Genomic DNA, 14,808 nt, shown 5'->3' on the forward strand with positions numbered 1-14,808 from the left:
CATCGATGTCGGCGCCAGGCCGCGCCGGCCGGTCTGCCGCGCCTGCCTCGACTGGAGCGTGCGCCGCTCGCACCTCGCGGGAACGCTCGGCGCGGCTATTCTGGACAAGATCCTGTCGGAGAAATGGGCAAGGCGGGAGAAGGACAGCCGCGCGGTGGTGTTTTCACCGCCGGGGAAGCAGGCGTTCGAGCGGGTGTTTTTGGCGTAGAGGTTCGGCAGCGCTAATTGGGCGACGCTGGCGGGACAGCACCCCCCTCTGGCCTGCCGGCCAGAGGGGGGTGTGACGGAACGCTTGCGTAGCAGGTGAGGCGCGCGACGCTCACCCCCGCTTCAACACCTTCCCCTCCTTGAAGAAATCCGCCCACGGATCGGCCTGCGCTAGTTCCTTCAGCGTCGTCTTGTCGCCGATCGGGAAGGAATTCGGCGCTAGCCCCTTCTCAACCTCCGCCCACGTCACCGGCACCGACACCGTCGCGCCCTTCTTCGCGCGCGAGGAGTAGGGCGCGACGGTGGTCGAGCCCCTGCCGTTGCGGAGATAGTCGACGAAGATTTTTCCGGTGCGCGCCTTTTTCGACAGCGTCGCCGTGTAGCGGTCGGGCGCGGCCTGCTCCAGCGCCTTGGCGAAATCATGCGAGAAGGTTTTGACTTCCTCCCAATCCGCCGAGGGTTTCAGCGGCACCAGCACGTGATAGCCTTTGCCGCCTGACGGCTTGACGAAGTTCGGCAGCGACAGATCGTCAAGCTTGCCTCTGATGTCGAGTGCGGCCTCGCGCAGTGCCTTTACGTCGACGCCTTCATCGGGATCGAGATCGAAGATGATCTGATCCGGCCTTTCCAGCTCCTCGATCTTGCAGCCCCAGATGTGGACCTCGACCACGCCGTACTGGACCAGAGCGGCAAGGCCGTCGAAATCGCGGATGAACAGGATTTCCTCGCCATCGGTCGGATCCTTCATCCGGGCGATCTTGTCGCTCATGCCGGCCGAAGCATGTTTCTGGAAGAAGCGCGGGCCGCCGATGCCATCCGGCGCCCTGACCAGGCTGAGCGGCCGGTTGACGATGAACTGCTCCATGCGCGGCCAGACCAGCGCGTAGTGTTCGAGCAAGTCCTGCTTGGATATTTTTTCCTCGGGCCACAGCAGCTTGTCGGGATGGGATAGTTTTACGCTGGTCGTGATCGTCGCGGGCGCCTTAGCCCCGGCGGCCTTGCCGGCGCTGCTTGCCGCCGGCTTTGCCTTGTTCGCCGCCTTCGATGGCTTTTCCTGCACGACTTCCTCCGCCGGCTTGTCCTCGCGCAGTCCCTGGAACGACGCGTGGCGTATTATACGGTCCGAGGTCCAGCTGCGGAACTCCACTTCGCCGACAAGTTCGGGCCTGACCCAGACCAAACCCTTGCCCTTTGGCACCGCGGCGGCAAAGGGCGAGGCGTCTGCCTTCAGCGCATCGAGTTTTTTCTTCAAATCGGTGGCGCTCCTGGCTGTGAAGCCCGTGCCGACGCGGCCGGCGTAGTGGAGCTTGCCGCCCTCGTGGTAGCCGACCAGCAGCGAACGCAGGCCGCGGCCGGTCTTGTCCGAGGGCAGATACCCGCCGATGACGAATTCCTGGCGGGCCGTGCATTTCGATTTCACCCAGCCTGGGCCACGGCCGCTGCGGTAGGGCGCATCGGCGCGCTTGGAGACGATGCCTTCGAGGCCCATGCGGCAGGCGTGCTGCAGCATGATCTTGCCGGGCTCGGCGAAATGGTCGCTGAAGCGAACAGCGGCATTTTCGGCCGTCTCGCCGAGCAGCTCCTGCAGCGCCTGCTTGCGCTCGACCAGCGGCTCGCGGCGCAAATCCTTGCCGTCAAGCCGCATCAGGTCGAACACATAGTAGGTGAAGCGGTCGGTTCGATTGGCGGAGAGATCCTGCTGCAGCAGCGAGAAAGACGAAACGCCGCTGTCGGCGAGCACGACGATCTCGCCGTCGATGATGGCGTCGCTGCATTTCAGCTGGGCCAGTTCCGCGACGATCTCGGGGCCGAATTTCTCCGTCCAGTCGAGGCCGGTGCGGGTCAGCAGCCGTACCTCCGTGCCGGCGATCTGCGCCTGCATGCGGTAACCATCGAATTTGACCTCATGCAGCCAGTCCTCGCCGGGTGGCGCCTCGCGCTCCAGCGTCGCCAGCTGCGGCTCGACGAAGTCGAGGCGCTTGCCGGCTTTCGCCTTGCTGGATGCCGCGGGCTTGTTGGAGTGCCAGACCTTCGGCTTCTTGCCGTCGGCGGTCTTGCCTTCCGCGACCTCTTCGATGGTCAGGCCGGACTTCACCGATTTCGGTGCGTCCTTCAGGATATCCTCGCCGGGGCGGGCGGCGGCATCGTCGGATTTGATCAGCAGCCAGTTGTCGCGCTTTTCGCCCGGGCGGGGTCTTAACCTGACCAGATGCCACCGCCCATTCAGCTTCTGGCCGTTGAGTTCGAAGTCGATATGGCCCTTCTTCATCGCCTTGGCCGGGTCGATCTCCGGCGTCCATGTGCCTTCGTCCCAGACGATGACGGTGCCGCCGCCATACTCGCCCTTGGGAATGGTGCCCTCGAAGCCGGCATAGTCGATCGGGTGGTCCTCGACATGCACGGCCAGCCGCTTCTCGTGCGGGTCGAGGCTCGGGCCCCGCGTCACCGCCCAGCTCCACAACACGCCCTCATGCTCGAGGCGGAAATCATAGTGCAGCCTGGTCGCGTCGTGCTTCTGGACGACGAAGATGCCGCCGGGCTGCTTGCCGCGCGCGACCTTGCCCGCCGGCTCGGCCGTCTTCTTGAAATCGCGTTTGGACTGATATTGTTCGAGGCTGGCCACGGCGCCGACCCTCAAGCCGACTTGCGCTTGGGCGCAGAAGCTTTCGCCTTGCCGCTTTTTGCCGCCGGCTTGGCCTTCTTCGCCGGGCCTTCCGCCTGGCCGCCATCGGACAGGCTCTTCTTCAGCGCGTCGAACAGATTGACGACATTGGACGGCTTGGGCGCGGCCTGCGCTTTCGGAGCCTTCTTTCCGGCCTTCTTGGCGCGGATCAGTTCGAGCAGCGCGTCCTCATACTTGTCCTCGAATGTCGACGGATCGAACTTCCCCTTCTTCTTGTCGATGATGCGTTCGGCCATATCGGTCATCTCCTGGTCGGTCTTCACCGCCTTGATGTCGCCGAAGATGCTCTCCGGCTCCCGCACCGTGTTGCCGTAGCGCAAGGTGGTCAGCACCATGCCTTTGCCGCGCGGCTCGATGACCACGGGCCGCTCGCGGCTATAGAGCACGACGCGCGCCAGCCCGGCCATCTTCTTGTCCGCCATGGCATCGCGAATGACGGCAAAGGCCTCCTCCGACACCTTGTCGGCGGGCGTGACATAATAGGGCGTGTCGAGATAGATCTGCTCTATCGAGGCTTTGTCGACGAAGCCGTCCAGCGCCATCGTGTGCGAGGACTCGATCTGCACCGCTTCGATCTCTTCGTCCTCGACATAGACGAACTCACCGGGGCTCACCTCATAGCCCCTGATCTCGTCGCCATCGCCCAGCGGCTTGCCGGTTTCAGAATCGACATAGATGCGCTTGACCGTGTTGCCGGTCTTGCGGTTGAGCACCCGGAACGAAACTTTTTCGGCGTGGGTGACGACGTTGGTCAGTTCGACAGCGCAGGTGACCAGCGACAGTTTCAGATAGCCCTTCCAGGCGGGGCGAGGTGCCATGGCGAACTCCTGCGCGATGCGGTTCAAGCGAGAACGGGCAAGGCCCGTTCCGGTTCCGGGCGCGCAACCAGGGGCATTTCGGCAGCGAGCATGGAAATTTCGAGAGGCTCGCCAAATCTGAAACAGAACCGCGCCCAAGCGACATCCAGACGAAACATATGTGATGCAAAAGTCACAATGCCGGAAATGGCGACGAACTACACCGAAAGACCCCCAAACAGCCGCATTCCGGCCACGAAGCATGGGGTTTTCGACCAAAGATTAACATCGTGTTCACCGACTATTCACGCCTCGACACTATGATCCCCGCAATCGGACGGGACATCCGAAAATCGGGACAGGGACTTGAGTAAAATGAAATTCTGGGGCCACATCGCCGGCTATGCCGCCGCCATCCGCGAGTTCATCGCGCCGACCTATCGGCCGGAGCGCTACTACATGCGCGGCCCGGGTCCGGCCTGCGCCCGTCGCGGCAGCTCGCTCGGCGCGCACTGATCATGACGTTCGAAACGCGTCACGACAGCCGGATCTGCAGACCGGAGGCCGATCCCCGCGCAACCACCTATCGCGCCGAGCGCCCCGCGCTGGCCGCGAGAAGCCGTGCGACAACGCCGCGGCTTTGATCCCGCTGCCGGCGGGCTTAGTGTCTGAAGACACAAGTTGCCGGATGTCCCGTGACTTCTTCTCCTGAACCCTTCGATGCCAACCAGCCATTGATCGTTTTCGACGGCGTCTGCGTGCTGTGCTCGGGCTTCGTACGCACGGTGGTCGGGCTCGACCGCAAAAACCGCTTCCGCTTCGCCACGGCGCAGTCGCCCTTCGGCGAGGGCTGTTCCAGAGATACGGGCTGCGCACCGACAGCTACGAGACCAATCTGGTCCTTGTCGGCGGCGCTCCCTTCATGCGGCTGGACAGTTTCATCGCGGTGATGGCCGCCGAACTCGGCTGGCCGTGGCCGGCGGCGAAGGCCCTGCTGCTCATCCCGCGCCCCTTGCGTGACTGGCTCTACGAACGCATCGCCAAAAACCGCTACGCATGTTCGGCCGCAAGGACAGTTGCGAGATCCTGTCCGCCGCGATACGTGCGCGCGTGATCGGCTAATCGCATGTCACCCAAAAATGACCTCCGTTCTGGGAAAACGACATACGCAAAAAGAGCGGCGCGATGAGGCTTCTGGTCGTTGGCGGCTATGGCATTTTCGGCGGCCGCATCGTGCAATTGCTGGAGAGCGAGCCACGCCTGATCCTGCTCGTCGCCGGGCGCTCACTGGGCATGGCCGAGGCCTGGTGCAAAACCCGCACCGGCGCGGCGGCCGACGCGCTTCGATCGCAATGGCGACGTCGCGCAAGGCCGGCCTGTTCGTTCGCGCCTCAGTCCGGCAGCGCCGCGACGGCGACGATCTCGATGACGATGTCTGCCTGGGCAAGCGCTGCGACGCCGATTGCCTCCGAAGGCGGCGGATTGTTGTCGCTACAATGCTTCGGACAATGCTCGGCGAAAAACGCGTCCAGCACGTCGAGACGAAAATTAGGCGAGCTGAGGACGCCGCCGTCGGGAAATGGGCCCTTTGACGAAAAAGGTCAGCCTGATGAGATGATCGAGCCCGCTGCCAAGTTCTTCCAGATCCGATTTGATGTTGCCGAGAACTTCCCGCCACTGCGCCGCGGCATCGCCGGCGAAGCCGCCACCCTTCTTGCCGGCCGGATCGTAGGCAGCCGATGTCGCGGTGTTGCCGCAGAGATAGACGGTGCCTTTCGCACCGCTGACGACCGTGCCTTTGCCGCATGGCATCAACCGGCCGTTCTTGAATTTCTTGTGGGTCATGAGTTCCATTCTCTTCTCCCATGCCTCGTGTGACGTGCCCGCCAACGACAGAGGATAGTGCTGTGCGGAGCCACGGCCAGTCCGCTGCCGGTCATCCGCCAGCAGACGGAGGAACATCTGGTCCTTGCGAAATCTCCTGGCGGAGGCGAAAGTTTTTTCTGAAGCCTGTCGAAATCGGCCGCCGCCGCGCGACATACGTCTGGCCCCAATAGGATGCGGCCTTCGAAACCACGGGAGAAGACCCATGCGATACATGCTTTTGATCAACAGCGACGAAGCCGCGCAGGCGAACACGCCAATCGAGAAGGCTCGGCAGATGAGCGCAGCATATGCCGCCTATACCGAAGCGTTGAAGAAATCCGGCGCATGGCTCGCCGGCGAACGGTTGCGCCCGACCCAGGCGACCACCTCGGTGCGGATCACAGACGGCAAGACCAACGTGATCGACGGCCCCTATGCCGACACCAAGGAGCAGCTTGCCGGCTTCTACATGATCGAGGCGGCCGATATCGATACCGCCATCGACTGGGCGGCGCGCTGTCCGGCGGCGAGCGCCGGCACGGTCGAGTTGCGGCCGATCTGGGAAATGGCCGACTACATGCCCAAGAAATGACACCGTGATGGACAATCGCCCGAACGTCGCGCGGGCGGCGGCCGAAGCGGCCGCCCGGCAGAGTTACGGCAAGCTGGTCGCCTACCTTGCTGCGCGCACCCGCGACGTAGCCGGCACCGAGGACGCGCTGGCCGAGGCCTTTGCCGCGGCCCTTGAGCGCTGGCCACAGACCGGCGTGCCCGAGAAGCCGGAAGCATGGCTGCTGGCCGTGGCGNGACGTGTGCTCTTCCGATCTCATCTCAAGCTGATGGCCGAGGAGATGGAGGCGAGCATGGAAGACGAAGACCTTCCCGACGAACGTCTCAGGCTGATGTTTGCCTGTGCGCATCCGGCGATCGAAGCCAGCGTGCGGGCGCCGCTGATCCTGCAGACGGTTCTGGGTTTCGACGCGGCGACGATCGCCTCGGCCTTCCTGGTTTCGCCGGCGACGATGGGCCAGCGTCTGGTGCGCGCCAAGAGCCGCATCCGCGAGATCGGCATTCCGTTCCGCGTGCCGGATCGCGCCGAACTCGGCGAGCGGCTGGGAACGGTGCTGGAAGCGATCTACGCGGCTTTCGCCGAAGGCTGGACCGACCCGGCAGGGACCGAGACGAGAGCGCGCAATCTGGCGACCGAAGGCATCTGGCTCGGGCGGCTGGTGGCATCGCTGATGCCGGACGAACCGGAAGCGCTCGGCCTGCTGGCGCTGATGCTGTTTGCCGAGGCGCGCCGCCCGGCGCGGCGCGATGCGGCTGGAGATTATGTGCCGCTCGCCGAACAGGATTGCCGTCTTTGGGATCACGCGCTGATCGACGAAGCCGAGTCGCTGCTGGGCCACGCCGCCACCATTGGCGTCATCGGCCGCTACCAGCTCGAAGCGGCGGTACAATCGGTGCATGCGACGCGGCGACGGACCGGCCAAACCGATTGGGCGGCGATCCGTAACTTCTACGATGCGCTGTCGGCGATATCAGGCTCGCCGGTGATTTCGATCAACCGCGCCGTGGCGATTGCCGAGGCCGAAGGGGCGGCGGCAGGACTGGCGGCGCTCTACGTGCTGGGCGACGACAAGCGGCTCAACGACTATCAGCCCTATTGGGCCGCTCGCGCCGGCCTGCTGGCCAGGCTCGGCAATGCGGCGCAAGCGGTCGAAGCCTATGACCGGGCGATCGGCCTTGAACGCGACCCCGCCGTGCGCCGCTTCCTGCAGGCGAAACGGGCGATCCTGCGAAATTGAAGCGTCCGTTCAGGCCGGCCACATCTCATGCGTGGTGTTGAGCCGTTTCATCAGCGGATGCGCGCGCAGCGCCGACCATAAGCGTTCGATGTTCGGCCAGTCGGCTCGCGCGTTGTCCATATCGGGGTGCCAGGCCACCAGCATGACGAGGTAGATGTCGGCCAGCGACATCGCGTCGCCGACCAGCCAGCCGCGCCCCTCGAGGGCTGCATCGACAATGGCGAAGCCGCGGTCCATCTCGGCAATGGCTGCCTGCTTGACGGCTTTCTTGCCGTCGGCATCGGCGGTGTAGCGATGGGCATAGTAGAGGCGCAGGATGGCGGGGTAGAGCACCGATGACATGAACGCCATCCAGCGCAGGAAACCGGCGCGATCCGGCGATCCGGCGGCCGGCGCCAGACCCGCCTCCGGATGGCGCTCGGCAAGCAGGATGCAGATCGCCGCCGATTCGGTTATCGATTGACCGTTGGGCAAGGTCAGCACCGGAACCTGGTTCAACGGGCTGATGTCGAGGAAAGCCGGGTCCGGCGGATCCTTCTTGGGCACATCGATCTGGTCGAATTGCGCGTTTGCCAGCGCCAATGCGGCCTCGACGACAAAACCGCCGCTGCCTGGGCGCGTGTAAAGCTTGTACATGTGATTCTCCCCCTGCCCGCGCGAAGCAGGCCGGGGCGATTTGACCCTGAAGCCGCCTCCCGCTCAAGCCGGTGGCGGACGCCACGGCCGGGTTTTCTGCGGTCCAGCCATGAGACTTCCGATGTCGGAGGGACAGCACCCCCCGATGCCCGGCAGGGCAGAGGGGGGTGCGAAGGATCGCCGCCTATCCAGTTAAGACGTTAAGCCCCCAGCCCGTCGAACAGGATCGTCGACAGATAGCGCTCGGCGAAGGACGGGATGATCACCACTAGGTTCTTGCCCTTGTTCTCCGGCCGCGACCCGACGGCGATGGCGGCCTGCAGGGCAGCGCCCGACGAGATGCCGACCGGCACGCCTTCAAGGCGGGCGACGAGGCGGGCGTTGGCGACCGAATCCTCGTTGGAGACCTTGACGATCTCGTCATAGATCGAGGTGTCGAGGATCTTGGGCGCAAAGCCGGCGCCGATGCCCTGGATCTTGTGCGGGCCGGGCTGGCCGCCCGACAGCACCGGCGAGGCCTCCGGCTCGACGGCGACGACATGCACCGAGGGCTTGCGTTGCTTCAGCACCTGGCCGACGCCGGTGATCGTGCCGCCGGTACCGATGCCGGCGACGAAGATGTCGACCCCGCCATCGGTGTCGTTCCAGATCTCCTCAGCGGTGGTGCGGCGGTGGATCTCCGGGTTGGCCGGGTTTTCGAACTGCTGCGGGATGACGGCGTCGGGCAAGGTGGCGGCCAGCTCGTCCGCCTTGGCGATGGCGCCCTTCATGCCTTTCGGCCCTTCCGTCAGCACCAGTTCGGCGCCGAGCAGCGCCAGCATCTTGCGGCGCTCCACCGACATGGTTTCGGGCATGGTCAGGATCAGCTTGTAGCCCTTGGCGGCGGCGGCGAAGGCGAGCGCGATGCCGGTATTCCCCGAGGTCGGCTCGATCAGCGTCGTCTTGCCGGGTTTGATCCGGCCCGACGCTTCCAGCGCCTCGATCATGGAAACGCCGATGCGGTCCTTGACCGAGGCGATCGGATTGAAGAATTCGAGCTTGGCAAGAAGGTTGGCAACGACGCCCTTCTCCTTGGCGAACTTGTCGAGCCGCACCAGCGGCGTGTCGCCGATCGTCTCGGTGATCGAGTTGTAGACACGGCCGCGGCCGGGCACGCGCGCGGAAGGCTTGTTCATTGGTTTCGCTCCCAAATCAGATCAGGCAATTGGCGTCGGCGGACAGAATAGGGCTTTCGCCCGCGCAAGATAGGCTGCCGGCCGAAAATATCGAGTGGGCCGCTTGCTGAAAACGCTTGTCCCCTCAAGCCGCATTTTCCGGATGGACCGATCGGCGGAATGGATGGGCCTGAACCGATCTACTGACGTGCGGCAATGGCAGCGGCCGCGCCCACCATGAAGCCGGCGGCGGTGCGGTTCAGCGCCTTTAGCGCGCGTGGCGATTTCAGGAACCAGCGCGCCTTGGCGGCCAGCGCCAGATAGGGCACCAGCACCACGAAGAGCACGATAACGGTGAGCGCGACCAGGATGCCGTAGTCGGCGAGCGTGATGGTCTTCAGGTCGACGATGGTCGGCGTGATGGCGAGGTAGAAGATCATCGTTTTCGGGTTGCCCAGCGTGACGGTGAGGCCGGCAAGGAAGCTCGATACCAGGCCGCCCTTGCCTTTCCTGGCCTCGACAGTCTCGGGCGTGATCCCGGCCGTCCAGAAACGCCAGCCGAGGAAGGCGAGATAGGAGACGCCCAGCCATTTGATGGCGAGAAACACCATGCCGAAGCTTTGCGCGACAAAGGCAAGGCCGAGCACCACCGCGGTGAGATAAATGAGGTCGCCGAGCATCAGGCCGAACGACATCGCCAGCGATGAGCGGAAGCCGGATCCGAGCGCCCGCGCCACAAGCGCGGTGACGCCGGGCCCGGGAATGGCGGCGGCGATGCCCAGCGCAGCACTATAGGCAAGGAAGCCGGTGAGGGTCATGACGGTCGCACCTCGTGAAACGACTCTGATGCCATGAAAGCCTGCAACGGCAAAACGGATTCGATTGCGCCAAGCAGGGCATGAAAGCCGGTCATCCTCGCCTGAAAGCGAGAGATGGTTCACTTACGCCCCGAAGGCGGTCGGCTATCTCGCATGGCTCCGAACGGCAGGAGCACCCATGTTAGCCAAAAGACTTCACATCCAGCTCATGAAGTGGATGCCCAACAACTATTCCGAAGCACGCGGTCACGTCCACGAGCTGGAATGGTATCTGTGGTTCGAGGGGCGTCAGGCTTTCAGCCTGTTCGACAAGGGCGATAGCGATGTCGTTCCGCAGACTGGATATTTTACCGACAGCCGGAACCCTGGCGCCTACCCCGTTCGTCCGATGATCTATCCGCTGGTCGTCAACAACCGCTTCAAGGTGCGGCTGGTGGCGATGGAGCGTGACGGACCGCAAAAGATGGACCCCGACGACACCGCCAAAGGCGAATTCTACATCGACCTCCACACCAAATATCCGCCGGTCTCCGACTGGCGCATCATCGCTGCCGATCCGCGCAGTACCGACCTCAACGTGGAAGCGTCGTTCCAGCTGCAATGGCTGGACTATGTCGATACCGCCGAGGTTGCCGAGGATGGCCCGCCACGCATCATCGACAAGTCCAACTATCCCTATCCGTGGGGCGCCAATGTGATGGTGTTCGAGCACTGGCTCGGGCTTGGCCGCAAGGCGCCGCTCAAACTCATCGCGCATCGCGCCGCGAATACTGGATGATCAATGGCAATGCGGCCCGGCGCATGGTGCAGGACCTCTATCGCTTCAACGTCAACCAGCTTGGCGTCGCCAACGACACCATCAGCAGTGTTTACGTGCCGAAGCTCAATGCCGGCCACGTCACGGTGACGCTTTACGAACACGATTTCAGCGGCGGCCGCTTCGCGCAAGGGGCGAAGAAGTCCTTCGCCTCGGTCGGCCTCTTCAATCTCAGGGATACCGGTTTCGATGACCGCGCTCATCGGCCGAGGTGATCCATACCTATCCCAAGGTGATCCATCGGGACGTGCATTAGGGCCGGATTGCGCTGTTCGCCGGCTCAGGATGGGCCATCGACATGGGTGATGCGCCAGATGGTGCCGTTGCCATCCTCGGTTACGATAAGCGCGCCGTCCTTGGCCACCGCGACGCCGACCGGCCGGCCCCAGACGGCGTCGTCGGAGAGGACGAAGCCGGTGATGAAATCCTGGTACTCGCCGGTCGGCTTGCCGTCGCTGAATCTCAGCCGCACCACCTTGTAGCCGGTCCTCATACCACGGTTCCAGGAGCCGTGCAGGGCGACGAAAGCATCGCCCTTGTACTCGGCCGGAAAATTGTCGCCGTCATAGAAGGCGATGTTGAGCGGCGCCGAATGCGCCTGCATCAGCACGTCGGGCACGGCGACCGAGCCGGCGAGGTCTGGGCGCGCGCCCTCGTGACGCGGGTCCTCGTTGGCGCCGATATAATACCAGGGCCAGCCATAGAAGGCGCCGTCCTTGACTGAGGTGGCATATTCGAACGGCACATCGTCGCCGAGACCGTCGCGCTCGTTGACGACACACCACAGCGCGCCGGTGGCCGGTTGCACGGTCATGCCCGAACAATTGCGCAGGCCGGTAGCGAGGATGCGGCCATTCTTGCCGTCGGGGCCGAAGGCCAGCACGTCGGCACGGCCATCCTCGGAACCCCAGGTGGCGCCGAGTGGCTGTGATTTTGCCCAGGCGTCAAGGCCGCTATTCGGTGCCTTCCCCATGCCCTCCGCGACGTTAGAACCGGAGCCGACCGAGAGATACAGCGTCTTCCCGTCCGGCGAGAAGGAGATATCGCGGGTCCAGTGGCCGCCGGTAGGGATGTCGGAGACAATCGTCTCCGGTTCGCCAGAGGCTTTAAGGTCGCCGTCGCGATAGGCGTAGCGGACCACGCTGTCGTTGTTGGCGACGTAGACCCATTGCGGCTTGTCGCCAGGCGGGTAGAAGGCGATGCCATAGGGCTGGTTGAGATTGTCGGCAAAAATGCCCTCTTCGGCCGGCTTCGCGCTACCCTTGGCCAGCCGATAGACGCGGATCTGGTTGGCGTCGCTGTCGGCGACGAACAGGTCGCCGTTCGGCGCCACGCGCACGACCCGCGGATTGGAAATGCCGGAAGCAACCAGTTCGGCCGAAAACCCAGGCAGCAGGACGGGCTTCGCGCCCTCGGGCCGATCGCCAAGGCCGGCGCTGTTGGAGGCGGATTCGGTCATGTTGGGCTTTTGCAGATCATCCGGCTTGATCAGCCGGCGCACACCTGGCTTGTCGGCCTTCCAGTCGCCGAAAGCGTCCTTGCCGGTCAGCAGCGGTTGATCGGCCTCCTGGGCGAAGGTGCTGGTGGCCAGAAGCAGGGCAAGGCCTGCCAAGCCGGCAATCCGGATCATGCTGTTCTCCTCGAACTCGCGCCGGTCGGCGCGTCATGCACAAGGGAGATATTGTGCAGCCGCCGCAAAAGAGAAGCGTGCGCGCGCGCAGATTCGACGAGAGAACCGCTCAACTTTCCTCTTCGACGTCCAGATCGTCGTCGAGACGCTTTTCCAATGCGACGAGATCTTCCGGCAGCGGCAAGCCCATGGCGCGCATTTCGCGCAGTTTTTCGCGCAGCTGCTCCTGGATTTCGTGCTCGTCCTCCGGCTGGTTGACCATTTCTTCGAGCAGCATGCTGATCTGGGCCTTGAACGATTCAAGCGCCATTCTGCGCCCTCCTTTACGGTGATCCCGGCTTCGGAATTATCTTAACATCCGGGTAATCAATTGGGCCGTGTAGTCGACCATCGGCACGATGCGGGCATAATTCAGCCTGGTCGGGCCGATGACGCCGAGCGCGCCGACGACGCGGGCGTCCTTGTCGCGGTAAGGCGCCACGACCAGCGACGAGCCGGAGAGCGAGAACAGCTTGTTTTCCGAGCCGATGAAGATCCGCACGCCGGGGCCGTCCTCGGCGAGGTCGAGCAGCTGGATCAGCCCGTCCTGCGTCTCCAGATCCTCGAACAGGTGGCGCAGCAATTCGATATCGGCCTGGGCGGTGACGTTTTCGAGCAAATTGGCGCGGCCTCGCACGATAAGGCGCGCCGGCAGGCCGCTATCGGCGCCGGCCCACACCGCCAGGCCTTTCTCGACCAGATCCTGCGACAGCGTGTCCAGCGCTGCCCTGGTCTCGTCCTTGATGCGGGCGATCTCGATGCGCGCCTCGGCGAGCGTGCGGCCCCTGATATGGGCGTTGAGGAAGTTGGAGGCCTCGTGCAGCTGCGAGACGGTGATGCCGGCCGGCAGGTCGACGACGCGGTTCTCGACATCGCCATTCTGCGACACCATCACCGCCAGCGCCTTGGTCGGCTCGAGCTGGATGAACTCGATGTGCTTCAGCGCCACCTCGTTCTTGGTGGCGAGCACCAGGCCGGCGCCGCGCGACATGCCCGACAGCATCTGGCTGGCCTCGGTCAGCATGTGTTCCAGCGTCGCGCCCGAGCCGGAGGCGCGCACCTGCGCCTCGATGACCCGGCGTTCCTCGTCGGAGAGATCGCCAAACTCCATGAAGGCATCGACGAAGAAGCGCAGGCCGGTCTGGGTCGGCAGGCGCCCGGCCGAGATGTGCGGGGCATAGATCAGGCCGAGATGCTCGAGGTCGCTCATCACGTTGCGGATGGTCGCCGGCGACAGCGACGACGGCAGGATGCGCGACAGGCTGCGCGATCCCACAGGCTCACCGTCCTTCAGATAGGATTCGACGATGCGCCGGAAAATGTCGCGCGAACGCATGTCGAGCGATTGCAGCGCGGGCGCCAGCAGACTGGGTTCGGTGACTGCCTTGGTCATTCGAGCCAAAAACCTCCGGCTCAAGGATATAGACTTCCATCGCCCCCGCGCAACCCGGCGTCTGTGCCAGATCGCCCGGCCTTTTCCTTTGCGCCATGGGCTGCATGCGTCTACAAGCCGCCGACGCAACCGTAAAAGAACAGAAAGAGGCCTCGATGCGCCCTTCCAAACGCCAAGCCGACGAAATGCGCGCCATCTCCTTCGAGCGCGGCGTCTCCAAACACGCGGAAGGCTCGTGCCTGGTGAAATTCGGCGACACGCATGTGTTGTGCACGGCGAGCCTGGAGGAAAAGGTGCCGGGCTGGATGCGCAATTCCGGCAAGGGCTGGGTGACGGCCGAATACGGCATGCTGCCGCGTTCGACCGGCGAGCGCATGCGCCGTGAAGCCTCGGCCGGCAAGCAAGGCGGCCGCACGCTGGAAATCCAGCGGCTGATCGGCCGCTCCTTGCGCGCCGTTGTCGACCTGCAGGCGCTGGGCGAACAGCAGATCACCGTCGACTGCGACGTCATCCAGGCCGATGGCGGCACCCGCACGGCCTCGATCACCGGCGGCTGGGTGGCGCTTTACGATTGCCTGCGCTGGATGGAAGCGCGGCAGATGGCCAGCGTTGCCAAGGTGCTGAAAGACCATGTCGCGGCAATTTCCTGCGGCATCCATGACGGCCAGCCGGTCATCGACCTCGACTACATCGAGGATTCATCTGCCGGCACCGACGCCAATTTCGTCATGACCGGCAAGGGCGGCATCGTCGAGATCCAGGGCACCGCCGAGGGCGAGCCGTTCTCGGAAGGGCAGTTCGCGGAGCTGATGGGCCTGGCAAAGAAGGGCATTCAGCGGCTGGTGAGCTTGCAGCAGATGGCTGTGGCCTGATTGAATTTAACGTGATGACGTCGGCGATCCTTCACACCCCCCTCTGGCCTGCCGGCCATCTCCCCCGCAAGGGGGGAGATCAGAGGTC

Annotated in this window: 15 protein-coding genes and 2 pseudogenes; 9 read left to right on the plus strand and 8 right to left on the minus strand. The window is 64.1% G+C overall.

All coding sequences use genetic code 11. The features are described from left to right. Positions 1 to 208: pseudogene (locus X726_RS0136010) on the plus strand (transcriptional regulator); the annotation flags it as partial. A gap of 111 nt (positions 209 to 319) precedes the next feature. On the opposite strand, the gene ligD reads toward X726_RS0136010, so the two are convergent. Further along, a complete protein-coding gene (gene ligD / locus X726_RS145400; protein WP_023672037.1) occupies positions 320 to 2,830 on the minus strand; it encodes a DNA ligase D in 2,511 nt (836 codons plus the stop codon). Positions 2,831 to 2,841: 11 nt separating this feature from the next. Next, positions 2,842 to 3,708, minus strand: coding sequence for a Ku protein (locus X726_RS145395; protein WP_023672038.1), 867 nt, complete (start codon positions 3,706 to 3,708; stop codon positions 2,842 to 2,844). A gap of 345 nt (positions 3,709 to 4,053) precedes the next feature. On the opposite strand from X726_RS145395, the gene X726_RS1000000169560 reads away from it, so the two are divergent. The 5 genes and pseudogenes from X726_RS1000000169560 to X726_RS145385 all read left to right on the plus strand — a co-directional run bounded on the left by X726_RS1000000169560 (position 4,054) and on the right by X726_RS145385 (position 7,361). Beyond that, positions 4,054 to 4,203, plus strand: coding sequence for a hypothetical protein (locus X726_RS1000000169560; RefSeq protein WP_196813601.1), 150 nt, complete (start codon positions 4,054 to 4,056; stop codon positions 4,201 to 4,203). A gap of 269 nt (positions 4,204 to 4,472) precedes the next feature. Next, positions 4,473 to 4,801, plus strand: a pseudogene (locus X726_RS01000000167335) (DUF393 domain-containing protein). 71 nt (positions 4,802 to 4,872) lie between these two features. Next, positions 4,873 to 5,565, plus strand: a complete 693-nt coding sequence (locus X726_RS1000000171245) for a hypothetical protein (RefSeq protein WP_198037375.1) — start codon at positions 4,873 to 4,875, stop codon at positions 5,563 to 5,565. Between the two features lie 211 nt (positions 5,566 to 5,776). Beyond that, complete coding sequence (locus X726_RS145390) at positions 5,777 to 6,145, plus strand: YciI family protein (protein ID WP_023672042.1); 369 nt, start codon at positions 5,777 to 5,779, stop codon at positions 6,143 to 6,145. A gap of 7 nt (positions 6,146 to 6,152) precedes the next feature. Beyond that, entirely contained in the window at positions 6,153 to 7,361 is a 1,209-nt protein-coding gene (locus tag X726_RS145385) for a DUF6596 domain-containing protein (protein WP_023672043.1), read from the plus strand. A gap of 9 nt (positions 7,362 to 7,370) precedes the next feature. On the opposite strand, the gene X726_RS145380 is transcribed toward X726_RS145385, so the two are convergent. The 3 genes from X726_RS145380 to X726_RS145370 all read right to left on the minus strand — a co-directional run bounded on the left by X726_RS145380 (position 7,371) and on the right by X726_RS145370 (position 9,969). Continuing rightward, on the minus strand, positions 7,371 to 7,997 hold the full coding sequence (locus X726_RS145380; RefSeq protein WP_023672044.1) for a glutathione S-transferase family protein: 627 nt from the start codon (positions 7,995 to 7,997) through the stop codon (positions 7,371 to 7,373). 200 nt (positions 7,998 to 8,197) lie between these two features. Next, entirely contained in the window at positions 8,198 to 9,172 is a 975-nt protein-coding gene (cysK, locus tag X726_RS145375; protein ID WP_023672045.1) for a cysteine synthase A, read from the minus strand. Between the two features lie 179 nt (positions 9,173 to 9,351). Then, the gene (locus X726_RS145370; RefSeq protein WP_023672046.1) at positions 9,352 to 9,969 is read right to left on the minus strand and encodes a LysE family translocator; all 618 of its coding nucleotides are present in this window, start codon (positions 9,967 to 9,969) and stop codon (positions 9,352 to 9,354) included. Between the two features lie 178 nt (positions 9,970 to 10,147). Between X726_RS145370 and X726_RS145365 the strand changes: the two genes are divergently transcribed. Then, positions 10,148 to 10,747: a hypothetical protein gene (locus tag X726_RS145365; RefSeq protein WP_023672047.1), complete on the plus strand. Its 600-nt coding sequence runs from the start codon at positions 10,148 to 10,150 to the stop codon at positions 10,745 to 10,747. After that, the gene (locus tag X726_RS145360; protein ID WP_023672048.1) at positions 10,744 to 11,001 is read left to right on the plus strand and encodes a hypothetical protein; all 258 of its coding nucleotides are present in this window, start codon (positions 10,744 to 10,746) and stop codon (positions 10,999 to 11,001) included. Before X726_RS145365 ends, X726_RS145360 begins: the two co-directional genes overlap by 4 nt. Before the next feature lie 65 nt (positions 11,002 to 11,066). Here the strand turns inward: X726_RS145360 and X726_RS145355 are convergent, their stop codons facing one another. The 3 genes from X726_RS145355 to hrcA form a co-directional block, all read right to left on the minus strand. Continuing rightward, positions 11,067 to 12,416: a sorbosone dehydrogenase family protein gene (locus tag X726_RS145355; RefSeq protein ID WP_023672049.1), complete on the minus strand. Its 1,350-nt coding sequence runs from the start codon at positions 12,414 to 12,416 to the stop codon at positions 11,067 to 11,069. Positions 12,417 to 12,525: 109 nt separating this feature from the next. Continuing rightward, positions 12,526 to 12,726 carry a hypothetical protein gene (locus X726_RS145350; RefSeq protein ID WP_023672050.1) on the minus strand — a complete coding sequence of 67 codons (201 nt, stop codon included), beginning with the start codon at positions 12,724 to 12,726 and terminating at the stop codon, positions 12,526 to 12,528. A 36-nt stretch (positions 12,727 to 12,762) separates the two neighbouring features. Beyond that, positions 12,763 to 13,848: a heat-inducible transcriptional repressor HrcA gene (gene hrcA / locus X726_RS145345; protein WP_023672051.1), complete on the minus strand. Its 1,086-nt coding sequence runs from the start codon at positions 13,846 to 13,848 to the stop codon at positions 12,763 to 12,765. 155 nt (positions 13,849 to 14,003) lie between these two features. Between hrcA and rph the strand changes: the two genes are divergently transcribed. Next, a complete protein-coding gene (gene rph, locus X726_RS145340; RefSeq protein ID WP_023672052.1) occupies positions 14,004 to 14,720 on the plus strand; it encodes a ribonuclease PH in 717 nt (238 codons plus the stop codon). Positions 14,721 to 14,808: the final 88 nt, after the last annotated feature.

This window comes from Mesorhizobium sp. LSJC285A00 (genome assembly GCF_000503155.1).
Lineage (GTDB): Bacteria > Pseudomonadota > Alphaproteobacteria > Rhizobiales > Rhizobiaceae > Mesorhizobium.